The organism is Clostridioides sp. LIBA-7678 (assembly GCF_056716065.1).
Window position 1 is genome coordinate 591,058 of sequence record NZ_CP196987.1, and the last position, 22,180, is coordinate 613,237.

General features: G+C 28.0%; 17 protein-coding genes and 1 other annotated feature. Of the genes, 16 read left to right on the forward strand and 1 reads right to left on the reverse strand.

All coding sequences use genetic code 11. The annotated features are described in order from the left end of the window. Positions 1-240 precede the first annotated feature (240 nt). The 4 genes from glsA to ACTG46_RS03095 all read left to right on the forward strand — a co-directional run bounded on the left by glsA (position 241) and on the right by ACTG46_RS03095 (position 4,236). Positions 241-1,170 carry a glutaminase A gene (glsA, locus tag ACTG46_RS03080; protein WP_479923585.1) on the forward strand — a complete coding sequence of 310 codons (930 nt, stop codon included), beginning with the start codon at positions 241-243 and terminating at the stop codon, positions 1,168-1,170. Between the two features lie 97 nt (positions 1,171-1,267). Then, the gene (locus ACTG46_RS03085) at positions 1,268-1,831 is read left to right on the forward strand and encodes an ArsR/SmtB family transcription factor (protein WP_054269085.1); all 564 of its coding nucleotides are present in this window, start codon (positions 1,268-1,270) and stop codon (positions 1,829-1,831) included. 442 nt (positions 1,832-2,273) lie between these two features. Beyond that, a complete protein-coding gene (locus tag ACTG46_RS03090) occupies positions 2,274-3,110 on the forward strand; it encodes a deoxyribonuclease IV (RefSeq protein WP_167639733.1) in 837 nt (278 codons plus the stop codon). 130 nt (positions 3,111-3,240) lie between these two features. After that, the gene (locus tag ACTG46_RS03095; RefSeq protein ID WP_479923586.1) at positions 3,241-4,236 is read left to right on the forward strand and encodes an aldo/keto reductase; all 996 of its coding nucleotides are present in this window, start codon (positions 3,241-3,243) and stop codon (positions 4,234-4,236) included. A 269-nt stretch (positions 4,237-4,505) separates the two neighbouring features. Here the strand turns inward: ACTG46_RS03095 and ACTG46_RS03100 are convergent, their stop codons facing one another. After that, positions 4,506-4,910 (reverse strand): RusA family crossover junction endodeoxyribonuclease, encoded by a 405-nt coding sequence (locus ACTG46_RS03100; protein WP_021383211.1) that lies wholly within the window; start codon positions 4,908-4,910, stop codon positions 4,506-4,508. A 598-nt stretch (positions 4,911-5,508) separates the two neighbouring features. Between ACTG46_RS03100 and queG the strand changes: the two genes are divergently transcribed. The 12 genes from queG to ACTG46_RS03160 all read left to right on the forward strand — a co-directional run bounded on the left by queG (position 5,509) and on the right by ACTG46_RS03160 (position 22,078). Next, positions 5,509-6,423 (forward strand): tRNA epoxyqueuosine(34) reductase QueG, encoded by a 915-nt coding sequence (gene queG / locus ACTG46_RS03105; RefSeq protein ID WP_479923587.1) that lies wholly within the window; start codon positions 5,509-5,511, stop codon positions 6,421-6,423. Between the two features lie 105 nt (positions 6,424-6,528). Then, positions 6,529-8,766: an ATP-binding protein gene (locus ACTG46_RS03110; protein ID WP_054269089.1), complete on the forward strand. Its 2,238-nt coding sequence runs from the start codon at positions 6,529-6,531 to the stop codon at positions 8,764-8,766. 197 nt (positions 8,767-8,963) lie between these two features. Next, entirely contained in the window at positions 8,964-9,938 is a 975-nt protein-coding gene (gene nth / locus ACTG46_RS03115; protein WP_479923588.1) for an endonuclease III, read from the forward strand. 196 nt (positions 9,939-10,134) lie between these two features. Next, positions 10,135-10,605, forward strand: a complete 471-nt coding sequence (gene trmL / locus ACTG46_RS03120) for a tRNA (uridine(34)/cytosine(34)/5-carboxymethylaminomethyluridine(34)-2'-O)-methyltransferase TrmL (protein ID WP_003429657.1) — start codon at positions 10,135-10,137, stop codon at positions 10,603-10,605. A gap of 34 nt (positions 10,606-10,639) precedes the next feature. After that, positions 10,640-11,485 carry a DegV family protein gene (locus ACTG46_RS03125; protein ID WP_054269090.1) on the forward strand — a complete coding sequence of 282 codons (846 nt, stop codon included), beginning with the start codon at positions 10,640-10,642 and terminating at the stop codon, positions 11,483-11,485. A 271-nt stretch (positions 11,486-11,756) separates the two neighbouring features. Further along, positions 11,757-12,761, forward strand: a complete 1,005-nt coding sequence (locus ACTG46_RS03130; RefSeq protein WP_479923589.1) for a BMP family ABC transporter substrate-binding protein — start codon at positions 11,757-11,759, stop codon at positions 12,759-12,761. A gap of 40 nt (positions 12,762-12,801) precedes the next feature. Next, positions 12,802-13,932 carry a BMP family ABC transporter substrate-binding protein gene (locus ACTG46_RS03135; RefSeq protein ID WP_223152737.1) on the forward strand — a complete coding sequence of 377 codons (1,131 nt, stop codon included), beginning with the start codon at positions 12,802-12,804 and terminating at the stop codon, positions 13,930-13,932. A 152-nt stretch (positions 13,933-14,084) separates the two neighbouring features. Then, positions 14,085-14,846, forward strand: coding sequence for a DUF6873 family GME fold protein (locus tag ACTG46_RS03140; RefSeq protein ID WP_479923590.1), 762 nt, complete (start codon positions 14,085-14,087; stop codon positions 14,844-14,846). A 2-nt stretch (positions 14,847-14,848) separates the two neighbouring features. Beyond that, positions 14,849-15,667 carry a putative sporulation protein YtxC gene (locus tag ACTG46_RS03145; RefSeq protein ID WP_054269093.1) on the forward strand — a complete coding sequence of 273 codons (819 nt, stop codon included), beginning with the start codon at positions 14,849-14,851 and terminating at the stop codon, positions 15,665-15,667. A 164-nt stretch (positions 15,668-15,831) separates the two neighbouring features. After that, positions 15,832-16,434, forward strand: a complete 603-nt coding sequence (locus tag ACTG46_RS03150) for a DUF445 domain-containing protein (protein WP_054269094.1) — start codon at positions 15,832-15,834, stop codon at positions 16,432-16,434. A gap of 291 nt (positions 16,435-16,725) precedes the next feature. Next, positions 16,726-16,964 (forward strand) — a binding site (T-box leader). A 63-nt stretch (positions 16,965-17,027) separates the two neighbouring features. Next, complete coding sequence (gene thrS, locus ACTG46_RS03155; RefSeq protein ID WP_054269095.1) at positions 17,028-18,947, forward strand: threonine--tRNA ligase; 1,920 nt, start codon at positions 17,028-17,030, stop codon at positions 18,945-18,947. A 479-nt stretch (positions 18,948-19,426) separates the two neighbouring features. Then, the gene (locus ACTG46_RS03160; protein WP_479923591.1) at positions 19,427-22,078 is read left to right on the forward strand and encodes a phosphoenolpyruvate synthase; all 2,652 of its coding nucleotides are present in this window, start codon (positions 19,427-19,429) and stop codon (positions 22,076-22,078) included. Positions 22,079-22,180: the final 102 nt, after the last annotated feature.

Genomic DNA, 22,180 nt, shown 5'->3' on the forward strand with positions numbered 1-22,180 from the left:
ATTTTGCTATAATAGTTATAAGTTTTAAAATACATATTTGAAACCATGAAGACATAAAGACATAAAAATTTGAAGTTTAAAATATTGAATTAATAAATTGTTAAAATAGTTAAATTGTTTGAAAAATGAATAAATTCTTGTAAAAAATAGTTTTAAAGTATAATTTTTTTTAACACTGTTTTATTATAGTATAAATCTGTGCTAAAATAGAATATATATATCATAATATAAGAGGTGCCTATGAATACGTTAGATGAGACATTATTAAAAGAAATTATAAGTTCTAATAAGAAATATACTAATTATGGACAAGTTGCTAGTTACATACCAGAATTAAAAAATGCTAGAAGAAATGATTTAGGAATTTGTATCATAGATAGTGAAAACAATCTTTACAGTACTGGAAATTGTAGCACAAAGTTTACTATACAGAGTATTTCAAAACCAATTGTGCTTGCTATGGCACTTATGGACAATGATTGGGAAGACGTTTTTTCAAACGTTGGAATGGAGCCAAGTGGAGACCCATTTAATTCTATAATGAAACTTGAAATTAATGACACAAAAAAACCCTGTAATCCAATGATAAATGCAGGGGCTATAGTAACTACTTCTCTTATAAATGGGAGCTGTTTGGAAGAAAAAGAAGAAAGAATGCTTAGTTTCTTTAGGAAATTAGCAAAGAATGATAATATAGGAATAAACTATGATGTCTATAAGTCTGAAAAAATGACTGGAGATAGAAACAGAGCAATGGCTTACTTATTAAAAAGTGATGGGTTTATCAGAGGTAATGTAGAAGATGTTTTAGACCTTTATTTTAAACAATGCTCAATTGAAGTAGATTCTGTAGATTTAGCCAGAATTGGCATAAATCTTGCTAATTATGGAGTAGACATAGAAAATGGTGAGCATTTGATGAGTGAAATGGTTTCTAGAATTGTCAAAACATTTATGATGACTTGTGGAATGTATGATGCTTCTGGGGAATTTGCTATTAAAGTTGGGATTCCTGCAAAATCTGGAGTTGGGGGTGGTATAATGGCTTCTGTGCCAGGACGTATGGGTATTGGTGTTTATGGACCTGCACTTGACAAAAAAGGTAACAGCGTCGCAGGAGTTAAAGTTTTAGAGGAGTTGTCAAATAAACTCAAATTAAATATTTTTTAAAATTTTAAGAAAGGATTTTTTTGACAACAACATATAATTTAATATATAATTAAATTGTAAAGAAATATGAATTAAATAAATTTTTTAGGAGGGGTCAATGAAAGAGGTATTGGTATTACGAGATTTGGAGTGCATAAAGGCTATTGCGCATCCACGTAGAATAGATATTCTAAAAGCATTTGACAAATCGCCATTGTCAGCAAAACAATTATCTCAATTATTGGAAGAACCTCATGCAAAAATAAACTACCATATAAAAATGTTATACAAAGTTGGTATTTTAGAATTAGTTGAGGAAAAAATAAAGTCGGGGATTGTGGAAAAATACTATTATCCAAGTGCAAAAAATGTGGTTATAGGGAATAGGATACTTAATTTTTCTTTAGACAATGGGGAAGAAAAAGAAGAATTGTACATATCAAAATTTGAAAACATGAGTGAAGTTTTTTATAAGGCAGCAGAAGAAGATGTTTTAGAAAATGAAAATATAGTTGATTATCATGATATTTCTCTTACTCATGATGAATTAGTTGAACTCAGTGATGCTATGAAGTCAAAGATAGATGAAATTTTAAATAAAAGACAACACAACGTTGAAGGTTCTAAGTATGATATAGCAATGGTTGTAATTCCTACACTTGAGGAAGAATGTCCTAGTTAGAACCATTAATTATGGATTAATTAAAAACATAAAGTTAGAGATTGAACATCAGAATTTACTTAATAATCAAAAAATAGTTTTTGGTATGAGTAAAAAATGATTTTTAGTCTCTATTTTTTTGCCTGTTTATATAAAGGATTATAAAATATATATAATTAAATTGTAATAGATATACAAATGAAATGTAGTAAAATTATAATTAAAATGTAAGACATATATAGATATATGTAAGGAGTGGCTAAATAATCTATAAGATTATAATATTTGAAATTTCTTAAAATGGGTATAATTAAATTGTAAATATTAAAATTTAAAATTAATATACATGAAATTGATTAAAGTTGTATTAAAATAAAAACTTACTTATTAGAAATTTATAATTAAAATTTAGCACAAATATAAGTACAAATAAGAATCTAAGTAAAAATAAAAGGAGATTAATATGATTAAATTAGGAACACATCTTTCAATAGCAAAAGGATTTGCTAAAGCAGCTGAGACAGCTGTATACATTGGTGCAAATACATTTCAATTTTTTAGTAGAAATCCAAGAGGAGGAAATGCTAAAGAATTTGATGAAAAAGATATAGCTAAGTTTCAAGAGATTAGAAAGGCAAATAATTTTGCACCATTACTTGCACATGCTCCATACACTATGAATTTAGGTGGTACAAAGGATGATGTATACGAATTTGCGACAAGAGTGATAGATGAAGATATAAGAAGGATGGATTCACTAGGAATTGAATACATGTGTTTTCACCCAGGTAGTCATGTAGGTGGTGGAGTAGATTTTGGTATAGAGAGAATAGTAAAAGGATTGAATAATGCTATTAAGGGTGATGAAAATATAACTATACTTCTTGAAACTATGTCAGGAAAAGGAACTGAAATAGGATTTAAGTTTGAGCAATTAAAAAGTATAATAGATGAAATTGAACACAAAGAAAGAATAGGTGTGTGTCTTGATACATGTCATATTTTTTCAGCTGGATATGATATAGTAAACGATTTAGATGGAGTCTTAGAAGAATTTGATAAGATTATAGGGATAGATAAGTTAAAAACTGTTCATCTAAATGATAGTATGATGCCATTTGGAGATAAAAAGGACAGACATGCTCCTATAGGAGAAGGAAAGATAGGATTAAAAGCATTGATTGATTTTATGGAACATCCTAGCCTGAAAGACCTACCATTTTTCTTAGAGACTCCTTTTGATGATGAAGGTCATAAGAGAGAACTTAAAATGATAAAAGAGATACTATCTAGTAAATAAAATTTTATTTGCTATGTGTAATTTTAATAGAATATAAATATATTGCAAAAATTCTCATAATTTATTGTATAATTAAAAGTGATACATTTATATTATATAAAAATTAATTAAAAGTTAGGTGGGGAAAGATATGAGAAATTTAGGCAATACCAATATGAAAATAAAGAGAGTTGGCTTTGGGGGAATTCCAATACAAAGAATTACTCAAGAGGATACTAACTTAGTCATAAATGAGTTAGAAAAACAAGGAATAAACTTTATTGACAGTGCAAGAGGGTATACAATAAGTGAGGAAGCAATTGGAATTGCTCTTGAAGGGAAAAGAGATAAATTTTTCTTAGCTACTAAAAGTATGTCTAGAGATTATGACTCAATGAAGAGAGATGTTGAGATAAGTTTGAATAATTTCAAAACTGATTTTATAGATTTATATCAATTCCATAATGTTAAAGAAGAGGAGTATGACAATCTTTTTAAAGATAAGATGGCTTATAATGCTCTTTTAGAGGCAAAAGAACAAGGTAAGATAAAGCACATCGGGATAACTAGCCATAATTTAAGTACTATAGAAAAAGCTATAGAAGGTGGAAAATTTGACACTATACAGTTTCCTTACAATATAGTTGAAGGACAAGCAGATGAGGTATTTAAAAAGGCTCATGAAAAAGGGATTGGAATAATAGTAATGAAGCCTTTAGCTGGAGGGGCTTTAGATAATGCTACATTGGCTATTAAGTACATATTATCTAAAGACTATATAGATGTAGTTATACCAGGGATGGAAAGTGTTGAACAGGTTAGACAGAATGTTGCTGTACTTGAAAATCTTGTGCTAGATGAAAAAGATAATAAAGAAATTGAGGAAATAAGAAATTCTTTAGGTAAAAAATTCTGTAGAAGATGTGAATACTGCATGCCTTGTGCTGTTGGAATAAATATACCATTGAGCTTTTTATGTGAAGGATATTATACTAGATATGGACTTGAAGAGTGGGCTAAAGAAAAGTATGAGGTTATGGATGTTAAACCTACTGAGTGTATTGACTGTGGTCTTTGTGAGAGTCGATGTCCATATGAACTTCCAATAAGAGAAATGTTAAAGACTGTTGTCGAAAAATTAGGATAGATTTTATTTGTTGAAATCGGTGTAGTAAGTTTACTCCGATTTCTTTTTATATGGATATGCTTTATTTATGTGAATATGTTTTATTTATATGGATACATCTTTATATACAAATGTTAAATTTATATGAATGCAGTAATTTTATAAGTACTAAATTTACATAGCTACAAGTATCATATAAATTTAAAATTTGTGTGAGTATAGCTATAGCACAAATATTATTGTTATAGTTTGTATAGCATTACTATAGTATCAATTAGTATATAAAATCTTTATTTCTCAAAAATATTATAAGATATATCATATTTAGATACTGGATAAAGTTCAATTTCAACCCTAGGGTTATCCTTATCGATAAAGTCGAATAAAAGTACTGGCTTAAGTTGTTTATCATTTTTTATTATTCCGCTTTTTTCAATACCATCACAAATACTCTTTGGATAATTATGTAAGTCTCCCATTCTCTTGTTTGGGAAGTATAATTTTAAAACAGTTATTAGATTTTCTTCAACAGTTTCTCCTTGATACTGTTGGTTTATAAAACCTGCAATCATGTTTTCATATGCTAAATACTTAGAATACTTTCCCTTTGAAGGCATCCATGCTTGACCATTTATATTATGAAGTTTAAAATTAGATTTACTAATGGGTCTACCTGGAATTGTTATTTTAATCAAATTGTTCACCATCCTTATACAGTATTTATTATAATCTGTGGATGATTTAAAAGCAAATTCTTATTTTTAATGTTTTTGTAAGTGATAAATTTAGATATGATAAAATTTATATTGCCTATTATGAATGGTAAATTTAAAAATGTAAAATACACTATATAATTGCAAGTTAAAGTTATATTTAATTTTGTGACTATAATTTATCAGTATGATATGTATTACATTGTTGAAAATATAAAAATTATATTATATTAAAATGGAAAATAGATGATGATTTAATTACATGGTGAAGTTTGAGTTATATAAGTATTGGAGTAAAGTAGAGAAATCATATTAGTAAGATGATTACTAAAAAAATAGTAAAAAAAGTTTAAACTAAGTTGTTATTGTAGAATAATAAGAAATAGAGTATATAAAACAAGTTATATTAAAGTATAAATGGATATTATTATAAAGAGATGAGGCTTATATTATAATTTAGCTCATTTTATAATATAGTAATAATAATTGTAGTTTTATAACCTAAATTAAATAGGTTAAATAGATTAAGTAGTATTAAATAGATTAAGTAGTATTAAATAGATTAAAAAGGAATAATTTTATGAATAATAAGGAATTAAAAGAATTTTGTAATCTTATAGGATTAAAGTGTGTAGGAATAGCTGGTATAGACAAGTATGACAATCTAAAAAAGATACTTGAAGATAGACAGGAAAAAGATTATTTGACTGGGATGGAAGAACCAATAATTGATAACAGGATTAATCCAAGAAATATAATGGAGGAAGCTAATTCTATAATAGTATGTGCATTTCCATATCATATAAATAGACAAGAAAAAATCGAAAATTCAAATTTATCAAAATATTGTCGTGGAAAGGATTATCATATTGTAGTAAAGGACTTTTTACAACAAATTTGTGATTATATATCCAAAACAGTAGAGGATTTTAAATACAAGATATTTGCTGATAATGGGCCATTAGTTGACAGATATTTAGCTTATTTATCAGGTATAGGATATTTTGGAATAAACAATAACATCATAACTGATGAGTATGGTTCTTATATATTTATAGGATATATAGTAAATAATTATAAATTTGAGGAAGATAAACCACTAGAAAAAAGCTGTTTTAAATGTGGTAAGTGTGTAAAATATTGTCCGGGAAATGCTATATTAGGAAATTATGATATGAATCCCAAGAAATGTTTATCATATATAACTCAAAAAAAAGGAGATTTGTCAGAGGAAGAAAAATCTGTTTTAAAGAGTAGTAAAAAGGTATTTGGGTGTGATATCTGTCAAGAAGTATGTCCACATAATGTTGGAATACCAACAACTCATATTTTGGAATTTAAAGAAAATATAATAGATTATTTGGACTATGATGAGATACAAAATATTTCAAATAAAGAATTTAAAAGGAGATATGGAGATAGAGCATTTAGTTGGAGGGGCAGAAATATAATAAAGAGAAATATGGAAATAATTTTAGATAAGTATAATGACTAATAATAAGAGTCTATTTCATATACTTTAATGTGAACTTACTTTAACACTTATTGTATCAAAGTCATATTATATCATTAACGTTAAATATGGGGAGGTGGGGGAATATTGAAATATAATAATACATCTGAAATAAATCCACTAGATTGTATACTAGGTCAAGAAAGAGCTGTAGAAGCTATGGAATTAGGTCTAAGAATAAGTAATCCAGCCTATAACATATACTTAGCTGGTGAATCTGGAACAGGAAAAAGTACTTATGCCTTAAAGGTTTTGAATGAATATGCATCCAAAAAAAATACACATAAAGATTGGTGCTATATATATAATTTTGAAAACCCTAGAGAGCCTATTATAGTTGAGTTAGAAAAAGGGTTTGGAAGAGAACTTAAGAAAGACATGGAGAAGTTAATTGAGAGTCTTTTAGAAGATTTTAAAAATGCGTTTGAAAGTGAAAGCTTTGAAATAGAAAAAAATAAACTTTTGGACGAATATGAAATAGAAAAAGATATGTTACTAAAGCAAATTAAGAAGTACGGAGAAGAAAAAGGATTTAAATTAAAACAGAGTAAAATGGGAATAGTCTTTATACCTTTGAAAGAAGAGGAAGATGAAAGTGACATATCTGATGAGGAGTTCTATAAGGCAAAAAGAGAACTGGAAAACATGGCTATACAGGTCGTATATAAAATTAAAGATTTAGAAGAAATAGCTGAAAAAGCTGTGTTAGAGCTTGAAGAAGAGATAGCTAAACTTGTAGTAGAACCTCACATCAAGACATTGTGCGAAAAATATGAAAATTATGATAAAATCCAAGCTTATTTGGAAAAAGTAAAAAAAGATATAATAGAATATATGTACTTATTCTATTTAGATGAAGATGAATTAAAAGATAAATATGATAAAGAACATTTTATTAAATATAAAATCAACCTATTTGTAGACAACGGAGGTTCAAAAAACAAAGAATCAGCACCTGTTATAGTAGAGATAAATCCAAGTCCTGCAAATTTATTTGGAAAGGCAGAATACGATTATGCAAATGGCAATATAAAGACTGATTTTACAAAACTATTATCAGGAGCATTTCATAGGGCTAATGGTGGTTACTTAGTGATTTATGCAGACCAGTTATTAAAATATACGATGTCTTGGGAAATCCTTAAAAAGACTTTGCAAACAAAAAAAGTAATATTGGAAACCCAGACAGCAATTAAGCCAGAAAATATGCCATTAAATGTAAAATTAATATTGATTGGAAGCCACTATATATATGATATTCTATACAGATATGATGAAGATTTTGAAAAATATTTTAAAATATTCGTGGATTTTGATAGTGAAATGGATAAGAATGAAAATAATGAAGAGGGAATTGCAAGATTTATAGCATCTCAATGTGATAAGAATAATTTAAGACATTTTACTAAGGAAGCTGTTGGTGAAGTTGTCAAATTTAGCACTAGACTGTCTGGTGATTTAGGAAAATTATCAACTAAATTTAATAAAATAATGGAAGTTGTAATAGAAGGAAGTGCATATGCAGAATTTAGAAATTCAAGATATACAGAGCAGTGTGATGTTAAGAAAGCAATAAGTGAAAAGAGAAAAAGAATTAATAGGGTAGAGACACATATGGATGAATCAATTGAAAATGGATTTACTTTAATAGAGACAGAGGGAAAACAGGTTGGAGTGATAAATGGTCTATCTGTATTAAGTACGGGAGAGTACTCTTTTGGTAGAGCTTCAAGGATTACAGCAACCACTAGTCCAGGAAGTAAAGGCATAGTAAATATAGAAAGAGAAGTAAATATGAGTGGCTCTATACATAACAAAGGAGTGCTTATATTAGGCGGTTATCTTTCTGAGAACTTTGCACAGGATTTAATAATGTCACTAAATGCATATATCTGTTTTGAACAAAATTATGGTGGAATAGATGGAGATAGTGCTTCTTCGGCAGAATTATATGTACTATTGTCATCTCTTAGTGGAGTGCCAATTAAGCAGAATATTGCTGTTACAGGCTCTATAAATCAAAAGGGAGATATACAAGTGGTTGGTGGAATAAGTGAAAAAATAGAAGGATTTTATTCTATATGTAGGACTAAAGGATTAAATGGTGAGCAAGGAGTTATAATTCCTAAGAAGAATCAGAGAAACCTTGTTTTATCAGATGAAGTTAATGATGCTATATTAGATGGGAAATTTAAGATATATACAGTTGAAAGAGTAGAAGAGGCTATAGAGATACTGACAGATGTTAAATTTGAAGAAATAAAGAAATTAGTAAAAGAAAAATTGATATCCTTTAGTAAGATACAAACTGTGTCAAAAGAATAAGTTTATTATAGAATTTAATGGGTATTTATGTATAATAAAAAGCAAGAACTTTAATAGGTTTTTGCTTTTTTTGTGAAATATATGTAGATTGAATTTTTATTTTGTATATTTTATATATTGATGTTTATTTTTTGTTGAGATGATTAAACTATTTATAAATAGAGTCTTATAAATTAGTATTTTAAAGGGGGATAATTATGAAAAATGTAAATCTAAAAGAGATAAATAAAAAAGACATAAAAGAAAATGAAGACATAAAAGCGAACCAAAAGATAAATGAAAAAAATCTAAAAGAGAAAGAAGATATAGATAAAAAAGATACAAATAAAGTTGAACCTAAAAAAGAAATGAATAAAGCAATTAGTAAAAAAGATAAGATAATTGATGAGAAAGATATATCAAATTTTAGTGATATTGAAGAAGATAAAAAAACTGAAACAGGCAAAAAATCAAAGAGTACTAATTCCAATAAGAAAACACAAAAATCATATAAAGAAACTAAAAGTAAATCTAAGAATAAGAATAAGTCAGTAAATGATAAAGATGTAAACAAGATTTTAGATGAATTAGAAAAACTATACCCAGATGCTACATGTGAGTTAAATTATGGGACAGCCTTTGAACTTTTGATAGCTACTATTCTATCAGCTCAATGTACTGATGTAAGGGTAAATAAAGTTACATCAGAGTTATTTAAAAAGTACAATACAGCAAGAGACTTTGCCGACTTGAGTATTGAAGAAATTAGTAAAGAGATAAAAAGTTGTGGCCTTTATAAAAGTAAATCTCAAAAAATAAAAGATACATCTGAACAACTATGTGAATTATATGATGGTGAGGTACCAGATAGTTTAGAAAAACTTGTGAAATTACCTGGCGTTGGAAGAAAAACAGCAGGAGTTGTACTTAGTAACGCCTTTAATCAACCAGCAATAGCAGTAGATACCCATGTATTTAGAGTTACCAATAGAATTGGGATAGTGGATGAGCCAAATCCTCAAAAAACAGAATTTGCACTTATGGAAGCTATACCAAAAGAAAGATGGTCACACTCACATCATGTATTAATTTTTCATGGAAGAAGAATGTGTAAAGCTAGAAATCCAGAATGTGGAGATTGCCCAATAAAAGAAGATTGTAATTATTATAAAGAAATTAATGAAATGAAATAACTTTTATCAAAGTAAGTTGTACAAGAGGGATTTTCTGATATAATAATACTTATGAAAATGTTAGATAGAAAACTATTATATATAACTAAGTAAAAATTGTTATTAACATTATTATATATAATAGTATAATATTATTGTTATTCTGTTTATAAAATAAAGTTTAATAAATTAAGAGCAATACTTAGGGAGGATAAAAATGTCATTGAATATAGTATTAGTAGAACCAGAAATACCTCAAAATACAGGAAATATAATAAGAACTTGTGCAGCAACAGGTTCAACTTTACATTTAGTAAAGCCATTAGGTTTTTCATTAGATGATAAACACCTAAAAAGATGTGGGCTTGACTATTGGGATATAGCTGATATACAATATTACGATAGCTTTGAAGAATTACAAGAAAAGTATCCAAACAGCAAATACTTTTTTTCTACAACAAAGGCTAAGCAGTCACATTCAGATGTGAAATATGAAGAAAATTGTTTTATAGTATTTGGCAAAGAAACAAAGGGATTACCAGAACCTTTGTTGAAAGCAAATATGGATACTTGTATTAGAGTACCTATGTTGGATGTTGAAAAAGCTAGGTCACTAAATTTATCAAATTCAGTTGCTATAGTAGTGTACGAAGCTTTAAGACAAATAGGATACCCTAATATGAGGTAGTTTACCAAGCCTAAATGAGAAAGGAGCATACTTAATGAAAAATCTAAAGATAATCTGTGACAGTTTATCGGACGTGCCAAAAGATTTGTTAGATAAATATGATATAGATATTGTCTCGTTAACAGTTATATTAGAGGAAAAAGAGTATAAGGATAGAATCGATATATCTGGAGATGAATTTTATAAAAAGCTTAGAGAAGAAAATGCATATCCAAAAACTTCTCAAGCTACTTATGCCCAATTTAAGGAAGTGTTTGAGAAGTATACTAGTGAAGATAGAGAGATACTTTATATAGCAGGTTCTGCCACAGCCACAGGGACGTATCAAAGTGCTGTAATGGCAAAAAATGATGTAGAAGGTAAAATATATACATACGACTCTAACTTGCTTTGTATGGGAACTGGTTTACTTGTAATAAAAGCAGGAGAACTTGCAAGTGAAGGAAAGTCTATTGATGAAATATTGCCTGTTTTAGATGATTTAAAAGAGAAAGCTTTTGTTATATTTTCGGTGGATACACTAGAATATTTACAAAAGGGAGGAAGAATATCATCTACTAAAGCAGCAATAGGAAGCATATTAAATATAAAACCTATCCTAGAGATAAAAGATGGACTAGTTTCACAAATATCTCAAGTAAGAGGAAAGAAGAATGTAATTTCTAAGATGATGGACTTGATAAAATCAAATTGTGGGGATGATTTATCAGACCAAATTGTGTATATAGGATATAGTGATGATTTTAAGGAAAAAGAACAATTATCTAGGGTTATGGAAGATGAATTAAGACCTAAGGAAATTAGATTTTTCCAAATTGGTGTGTGTATAGGTGCACATGCTGGACCTGGTGTCACTGGTATCATATGTCTAAAAAAATAAATAATATTTTTTAAATTATTAGTTGTTTTTTTATTAGATTAAGATAAAATATTAAATATTGATATGCTAAATTGGATTTATTTTAGATAAAATTAAGTGTTGATATATTAGATTTAGTTTTTAGGGAAGTGTGTAAATAGATAAAATTCTATTGCACACTTTTTTATAGTAAGATTTATTGTAAAGAGTTCAAAACAAGAGTGTAAATTATATATAAAAAATTTATAGGCAGTATATAAAAATGTCATGAAAGTATAAGGAGTGAAATTTGATGCATTTAAAAAAAGTGTTGATATTGATATTAACCGTAGCAATGACAGCTGGAATGTTGGTTGGGTGTAGCAATAATCCTGACAACAATTCTAATTCTAACAAAGATAATAAAAGTAATATAACTGACAAAAATAATTCAAAAAAATCTATATCTATGATACTAGATATTGAAGGAACAAACAATGAAGTTATGAATAATGCTGCTTTATTGGCATTAGACAATGCTAAAAAGAAACTTAATATAGATACAAATAAGGTGGAATCAGATGATTCGTCGACTTTTTCTAATAGTATAGATATTTTATGCAATGACAATCAAGATTTAATTATAGCTGTAGGAGCTAGGTTTGCAAAACCACTGGAGAATGTAGCTAAGAAATATCCAAAGCAACAATTTGCAATTGTAGATTATGAATATGACAAGCAACCTTCTAATATAACTTCAATTTCTTATGAAGATAATAAATCTGGATATCTAGCTGGATTAATCGCTGGAAAGATGACTGAAAGTGATAAGGTCGGTTTTATTGGTGGAGTAAAGGGTTCTAGTAGAGATAAATTTGAAGCAGGTTTTAAAGAAGGTATTAAATTTTCTAATAGTAGTATAAAGGATGTTTCGATTGAGTATGTGGATGTCTTTAAGGATAGTAAATCGGCTGAATCTATAGCTAAAAAAATGATGGATAATGGTGTAGATGTTATTTTCTCTACTACTGAAGATGATTCAGAGACTGTAATAAATGCAGTTAGAGCGAAAAATAAGAAAGTTATAGCTACTAATAAAGACCAACATGATTTGGCTCCAGAAAATGTTATAAGCTCTATTGTAAAAGATTTTGAAAAGCCTACTTATAATATGATACAAAGTTTTGTAAATGGAAATTATAAAGGTGGAGAAGTTATAGAAAATACAGTTCAGTCTGGAAGTACTGGACTTGCTCCAAATAGCTCTCAAAATGTTCCTCCAGATGTGTTAGAATATGTTAATAAGAACAATAAATAATCTATAGAGACTTCATGTTCTATATCAGGGAGTGAATTTTGTGAAAATAAAAAGACTATTGATGCTCTGCTTTGTTGTGGTGTTTACAATTTTTATATTAGCTATATGTGATTTTGATTTTGGACTTGATAAAGTAAACAAAGATAATTCTAATATAAATAGTGCTAAATCCAAACAGAGTGAGTCTAAAAGTGTATCAACATCGTCAAATAAAGATAAAGTAAATAAAGATAAATTAGATAACAAAAGTAATAATGAGGAATATGAAATAAAAGATGATGATTCTTATGTGAGAAAAACTGTTGGAGTATTATTAGACACTGAAAACTTAAATAACGAATCGTATAATAACAATGTACTATCAGCTCTAAAAAGAGCTGATAAAGATTTTGATATTAGAATAAAACTTGAGAAACCAAAGACTTCTAAGAATTTTAAAGAAAGTCTAGAAAAACTACATAAATCTGAACCAGATTTGATAATAGCAGTTGGAGCTAGGTTTGCAGAGTTAATTAAAGAAGATGCTACCAAATATCCAAAACAACAATTTGCGATAGTTGACTATGCTTATAAAGTCCAACCTGCTAATGTAGTTTCAGTATCATTTCAAGATAATTCTACTGGATATTTGGCAGGTCTTATTGCAGGTAAAATGACTGATACTGGTAAAGTAGGTTTTATAGGAGGTGTTGAGGGTTCTAGTAGGGATAAGTATGAATCTGGATTTAGGAAAGGTCTAAAAACTTCAAATAAAAATGCTGAGTTATTAGTTAAATACTCAAATGTATTTGAAAATCCTGAGTCAGCTAGAACTATTGCAAAAGAAATGAGAGATTCTGATAGAGATGTTGTATTCTCAGTTACAGAGGATGATAGTAAAAGAGCTATTCAGGTAGCAAGAGAAAATGGTGGCCAAGTTATAGCTATTAATAAAGACCAATATGATATGGCACCAAACAATGTAATAAGTTCAATTGTAAAAGATGTGGAACAACCAGTCTATGAATTAATAAAGAATGTTATAAAAGATGGTTTTCATGGAAGTAAAGTAATGGAATTTAAAATAAAAGATGGAGAAATAGGATTAACTCCAAATAGTAGTAGAAATATACCACCAGATGTTTTAGAGTACATAAAAAAAGAGTATAACAAAGTGAAAGATACATATTAATAACTGTTTTAAAAGTTTATAAAAATGCACTTTATGGGTGTAAGTTAATTATAGAAAAGTCTAATAATAGGTGTGTTAGCAGAAAAATTCTGCTACACACTTTATTTATTTCAAGTAAAAAATTTATCAAAAAAAAGAAAAAGGAGTAAAAAATGGAATTTACAAGAGAGCCATTTATAATAGATGACGATTTGTGTCTAGCTTTGGTGGACAAAAGAATTAGTTATCTAATGGAAAATGAATTAAAATTAAGAAATATAGAGATAATAAAAACAATAGAATGTAAAGAATTATATGAAAGCATAAAATATCACCCAGATATATGTATTTGTAATTTAGGAAAAGGAGATATAATTGTTGCGCCGAATGTATATAATCAATACAAAGAGTTATTAAGTAGATATAAATTTAATATAATTAAGGGAGAAGCTAATTTATTAAATAGATACCCTTATGATATACCTTACAATATTGCTATAGTTGGTGACTATGCTATACATAACTTTAAGTACACTGATAAAGTAATATTAGATTATATTGAAAATAATAAACTTAAAAAGATAAATATAGAGCAGGGCTATTCTAAATGCTCAATCTGTATAGTAGATAGAACATCTATAATAACATCAGATAAAGGTATTTGGAAAAGCATGAAGAATACAGAAATAGAGTGTTTATTAATAGAAAAAGGTCATATAAATTTATTTGAGATGAATTATGGATTTATAGGTGGATGTACAGGGTTAATTTCTAAGGATAAACTAGCTTTTTGTGGAGATGTTAAAAAACATCCTGACTATGAACGTATAAAAAGTTTTGTAGAAAGTAAAAACAAGGAGATAGTTACACTTAGCTGTGAGAATTTACTAGATATAGGTTCTATAGTTCCTCTCATGACAAGAAAGGAGCGATAACTTTGGTTGAGAAGGATAATATTTCTTCTATGAAATTTTTGAGGAATAATAATGTAAACGATAGATTAATATATACGAATGACATTGTAGAAGTAGTGATAGATTCTGCAAAGCAAGAAGTATTAAATAAAAAAATACTTAATGGTACTAAAACTGAACAAAGAGCTCTAAATATTGATGAGATATCAACAGAAATAACTAGTATGATAATAAGTATAATGAAAGAGAAACTTTTAAAAGAATACATTCTAAAATGCTATGGGCGTACATATCCTGAAGATAAAAATAATATATACATATATTCACTGAACATATTTGCTAAAAAAGAGATTTTTATGAGAGAAACAGTATTTACAAGGGTGAGAAACTATATAGAGGAAAATGATTTTATAAACGTAGAAGGTTTTATTAGATTTAGAATGCGAGAATTTATGAAATATATTTCTGCTATAGGTGATATTGCAGTTGAGGAGTATTTAATAAAGAAAGACCAAGATGAATTTATAAGAGTCTTAAAATACTTTATAGATACTCAAGAAGAAAAGATTGATTTGCTAAAAGTTCATATAATGGAAGATAATACATTTATTTTATACGATAAAAATGGAAACAAAATAGACAGTATAGATGATGAAGAAATCATAAATATGGTAATAAGAGAGAATTTAAACTATGAGGACTTTTTAATAAGTACCTTATTAACTTTATGTCCTAGAAAAATAGAAATATTAGATTTATTAAATAATAATTGCTCAAAAGAAATTATAGATACTGTAGAGGCAATTTTTGAAAATAAAGTTAGTATAATTATGGAGAATTAGGAACTAAAGATATAAAACTAAAAAAATTCTTTTTAAATCGACACAAAAGACTTATAATTGTATATAAAGCTATAATATAGCTAGGGCTATTAACTATAAAAAATATCTACTGATTAAGTGTAATATAGCTGACAAATATACAATTGATAAGGAGAAATTTTATAATGGATAATTTAATTAGGATACTGATATTAGCTGTTATTGGTGGATTTATAGGTTACGTTACAAATGTAGTTGCTATAAGACTAATATTTAGACCAATAGAGCCTATTAAAATACCTATTTTAAATATAGAAATAGTAGGGCTTATACCAAAGAGAAGAGCAGAAATAGCAGCCAATGTGGGAGAAATAATTCAAGAAGAATTTCTTTCTATGGACGAAATACTTGCAAATATCATTACTGACGAAGATAAGGAAGAAGTTGTAAGATACATAAAAGCAAGGGTAAAAATTATAATACATGAGAAAGTCTCATTTATACCAAGTGGCATAAAAAACATGATACAAGACTATTTAGGAGAGATAATTGAGTCTGAAGTTAAACAGAGTATAGATGAATTGAGTAAAAATATAATAAATAAAGCAAATGAACGTATAGATATACAAAAAATGGTCGAAGATAAGATTAATGAACTAGATTTATATGAATTAGAAGAGATAATAATAAAAATAGCTAAAAAAGAATTAAAGCATATAGAATTTTTAGGTCTTGTTTTAGGTTTTTTAATAGGTATAGTTCAAGGTTTGGTTACTATATTTATTTAAATATACAATAATTAGCTATTGTACTTAAGTATACAAAAACTAAAAATTAACTTCAATAAAAATTAATTTTAGTATTTATCTAGTCATATCTATCATGCATGTAGATATATTTTAAAAATTTAAAATTGGTGAAAATATTATAATATAACTATAAATCAAAAGATTAAAGTAATATAAAAATATTAGAATATTGATTTAGAGTTGATTAAGATGAAAAATAATGGGTAATTATTATATTACATTAATGTTGATTGATGTATAAGTATCTGTTATAATGAAAATATATTAAAAATCATAGTGTTGAAGAGGAAGAGTAGAGTAGAAACCATTCTCAGAGAATTTGGGTCTATGGCTGAGAGCCCATGTAACAGGTCTATTTGAAAACTACCTTGGAGCTGAGTTTATTAGCAGTATTTGTATTTATACTATATGTGAAAGTGCTCGGGTGACGACCTTATAGTCATCAAGAGGGTTGTATATACTTGTATACACCAACTTGGGTGGAACCGCGAATTAATATCGTCCCAAACATATTTGGGGCGATTTTTTATTACAAAAAATCTAAAAATTATTTCAATAAGGAGGAAAAAACAATGATTAAAGTTGCTTTAAAAGATGGCTCAATAAAAGAATTTGAAAGTGCTATTTCTGTTATGGATGTAGCAAAATCCATTAGCGAAGGATTAGCTAGAAATGTGGTAGCAGCATCTGTGAACGGAGAGGTTGTAGGTATGGACCACATTATAGATTCTGATTGTGACTTAAATTTATTTAAGTTTGAAGATAAAGAAGGTAAGGAAGTTTTTAGACATACATCAGCACATATATTAGCTCAAGCTATAAAGAGACTTTACCCAGAAGCAAAACTTGCTATAGGGCCAAGTATAGAAAATGGATTCTACTATGATATAGATTTAGACCATAGATTAGTTCCAGAAGATTTAGAAAAAATAGAAGCTGAAATGAAAAAAATAGCTAAAGAAGATTTAAAAATAGAAAGATTTGAACTTCCTAGAAATGAAGCTTTAGAGCTTATGAAAGAACAAGGAGAAGACTATAAGGTAGAACTTATATCTGATTTACCTGAAAGTGAAATAATATCTTTCTACAAGCAAGGTGATTTTACTGATTTATGTAGAGGACCACATTTACCATCTACTAAAAAAGTTAAAGCTGTTAAATTACAAAGTGTTGCAGGTGCATACTGGCGTGGCGATGAAAAAAATAAGATGCTTCAAAGAATCTATGGAACTTCTTTTGAGAAAAACAAAGATTTAGAAGAGTACTTACATTTATTAGAAGAAGCTAAAAAGAGAGACCATAGAAAACTAGGTAAAGAATTAGGATTATTTATGATACCTGAAGAAGGTCCTGGATTCCCTATGTTCTTACCAAAGGGTATGGAACTTAAAAATGAACTATTAAAATTCTGGAGAGAAATACACAGAAAAGCTGGATATATTGAAATAGAATCTCCTATTATATTAAATAGAAAATTATGGGAGACTTCAGGTCACTGGTATCATTACAAAGAAAATATGTATACAGTTAAAATAGATGATGAAGATTATGCTATAAAACCTATGAACTGTCCTGGAGGATTAATTTACTATAATTCTCAATTACACTCATATAGAGATTTCCCAATGAGAGTTGCAGAGCTTGGTAGAGTTCATAGACATGAGTTATCTGGTGCATTACAAGGATTAATGAGAGTTAGAGCATTTACTCAAGACGATTCACATATATTCATGTTGCCAGAGCAAATAAAGGATGAAATAAAAGGAGTAGCTAACCTAATAGATGGTATCTACAAAACTTTTGGATTTGAATATAACTTAGAGTTATCTACAAGACCAGAAGATTCTATGGGAAGCGAAGAAGAGTGGGAAGCAGCAGAAAATGGATTAAGAGAAGCTTTAGAAGAATTAGGTCTACCATATACTATAAATGAAGGTGATGGTGCATTCTATGGTCCTAAGATAGACTTCCATCTAAAAGACTGTTTAGGAAGAACTTGGCAATGTGGTACTATCCAATTAGATATGCAACTTCCAAGACAATTTGATAACACTTATATCGGACAAGATGGTGAAAAACATAGACCAGTTATGATTCATAGAGTTGCTTTTGGTAGTATAGAAAGATTTATAGGTATATTAATAGAGCATTATGCTGGTAAATTCCCAGTTTGGTTATCTCCAACTCAAGTTAAGATACTTCCTATATCTGATAAATTTATGGATTATGCAAATGAAGTTAAGAAAGAGTTATTTGATAAGGGTATAAGAGTTGAATTAGATGACAGAGCTGAAAAAATTGGATTTAAGATAAGAGAAGCTCAGCTTGAAAAAGTTCCATACATGTTAATAGTAGGTGAAAAAGAAGTTGAGGAGAATAATGTTTCTGTTAGATCAAGAGATAAAGGTGAAATAGGTAGCATTAAATTAGATGAATTTATAGCTAGTATTTCAAAAGAAATCGAATCAAGAGAAAGTATTATTCAAAACTAATATTTAAGATATTGATAGATAATATAAGTTTAATCGATATGTAGAAATTAAACTTATGAAAAGATAAATATAATTAGAGGTACAGTTAATCATATTTTTATGATAGTGTACCTCTAATTTTTTTGTTGTAGGTTAAATGATGTATTCATATGTCTGCTAATTTAGAGATGTATAAAAGATGCTTAAATTAATATAATTTATATGTTTTCTAATTTAGAGATGTATAAAGATGCTTAAATAATATATTTATATGCTTTCTAATTTAGAGATATATAAAAGATGCTTAAATAATATATTTATATGTTTTCTAATTTAGAGATGTATAAAAGATGCTTAAATTAATATATTTATATGTGTATATTAATTTAAATATATATAAAAGTTGTATAATTGTAAGTAAAGAGAGATATATAAAATTAAATAAAGTTAGTTTATGCAAATAAATTTGATATACTTATAGTTAACTTTGGAGGTGTGATATGAATACCACTATTTTGTTTTTTAATCAAATAAATGAAGATAGCTTTAATTTAGTTGGTGGGAAGGGGTTTAATCTTGGCAAAATGACTAAGAGAAACCTACCTGTACCAGAAGGATTCAGTATAACAACAGATGCCTTTTACAAGTTTATAGAACCATTAAAAGATAATGACTTATTTAAACAATTAGATAATGTAGATGTTGATGATTTAGAGAAAATTCAAGAATTGACTAGTAGTCTAAGAGATTTAATCATAGAAAAATCACTTTCAGATAGTATAAAACAAAATATAAAAGAGGCTATAGAAAGCATTGGAGAAGATGATTTCTATGCAGTGCGTTCTAGTGCAACAGCAGAAGATTTGCCAGATATGTCTTTTGCAGGTCAACAAGATACATATTTAAATGTACATGGATTTGAAAACTTAATTGAAAATATAAAATATTGTTGGGCATCACTTTATACTCAAAGGGCTGTAGTATATAGAAAGAAAAATAATTTGAATGAAGATAATGTATTAATTTCTGTAGTAGTTCAGAAAATGGTCGATTCACAAAAGTCAGGAATAATGTTTACTGCTGACCCCATTAACAATAACTATAATCATTTGACTATTGATGCAGGTTTTGGACTTGGTGAAGCTTTGGTAGGAGGATTAATAACTCCTGACTTGTACAAAGTAAATAAAAACGAAAATAAAGTTATAGCAAAAGAAATAAATGCGAAGAAGTTAGCCATATACAGAAAAAATGATGGTGGCACAGAGCAAATCTTACTTGATAAAAATAAACAGAAAGAACAAGTACTTTCAGAACGAGAGATTTATAATGTAGCACAACTAGGACATGAAATCGAGGAATACTATCAGACTCCACAAGATATAGAATGGGCAATTGACGAGAGTGGGAAAATATATATTTTGCAAAGTAGAATGATAACATCTCTATATCCTAGAGTCGAAAATAGTAATAGAAATGGAAAATCTCAGGTATATATATCAGCAAGTCATATTCAAGTAATGACAAAACCAATTAAACCTTTAGGTCTTGATATATTCAAAAGAGTAATGCCTTTTGATAGAGTCGAAGAAGGCAGTAACTTCAAGATAATGAGTCAAGCTGGAGGTAGACTCTATGCCAATTGTACAGAAATACTGAGATTACCAATAAGAGATAAGATAATCAAAGATTTAATGCCCAATGTAGACTATCTTGTAGCAAGTGCACTTGGAGAATATATTGAAAAATATCCTTTAAAGAAAAAACTGCCTTCTAAAACTACATTAAAAATGGCAAAGAATTTAATAATACCTATCTTAAAAATCTCAAAGCAAAATTATGCCTTTGATAAAAAACCAGATGCTCTTGCAAGTTTAGTGGAGTTGAAAGAAGAACTTATTTATGATGTGTATAGAAATATAAACAAGGGAAATGATTTATGTGAAAAGATTGTAATCGTGGAAGAGTTATTATCTGCTTTTATATTTAAGTTAGCAAAGCAACTTATACCAAATGTAGCTCCAGGAATTTTAAGTGATAGAAAACTTAGAAATATGCTTGAAGAATTAGATTTATTGTACTTAGAAGATAGTTTTGTAAGTGGACTAGAAGGAAATATTACTACTGAGATGGGATTAAGAGTAGGTGATTTAGCTGATTTAATAAGGAATAATCTAAAAGAGATTGATATATTAAATAAAAATCCTAAAGGTGCTCATTTATTGCTTTTAAAAAATGGTAGTGATGAATTAAAGAGTGAGTTAAGTGATTTTTTAAGACAATTTGGTATGAGAGGAATTGGAGAAATAGATATAACAAATCCTCGTTATCAAGAAGATTTCACTCCAATAAGTATGTCTATATTGAATAATATAAATACATTGGAAAAAAATGAACATAGAGAAAACTATCAAAGATTGATTGAAAAATCGAGTGAAAGTGAACAATTAATTTTGGAAGCTTATGAGAAGATAGGTAAAGATGATTTAGTCAAAAAAGTTAAGAATCATCTAAATAATATAAAGACTTTCTTGCCTTTACGTGAATATGGAAAATATATTATAGTTGGTGTATTTAATGAAGTAAGAAAAGTAATTGATGAAGTAGGGGATAAATTAGAAAAGGATAATTTACTTGATAATAGATATGATATATTTTATCTAAACCTTGATGAAATATATCAAGCATTAACTGAAAAAGTAAATTTCAAAGAAAGTATACAATGCAGAAAAATAGAGTATGATAAATATGAAAAACTGAATCCACCAAGGGTAATTACAAATGAAGGAGAGATATTCTCTGGGAGTTATTCAAAAGAGGGGGTACCAGAAGGAGCATTTGTTGGTATGCCAGTATCAGCAGGTATCTATGAAGGATATGCAAGAGTTATATTGAATCCAAATAACGACAGTTTACAAAAGAATGAGATTTTGGTGACTAAATTTACAGACCCTGGTTGGACGCCACTTTTTGTAAATGCGAAGGGGTTAGTACTTGAAGTTGGAGGGCTTATGACTCATGGTGCAATAGTATCTCGTGAGTATGGTATACCTGCTTTGGTGGGAGTGGAAGATGCTACAAGTCTGATTAAAACAGGAGATTATTTGAGAATAGATGCATATAAAGGATATGTTGAGATTATATGTAAATAGAGTGAACTTAGTAGAGTATTATAGGAGAGACGTTTACTAGTGAAAATGAATGAGGCAATATAAAATTATGATATATAAAAACACTTCTATGAGTATTTGATT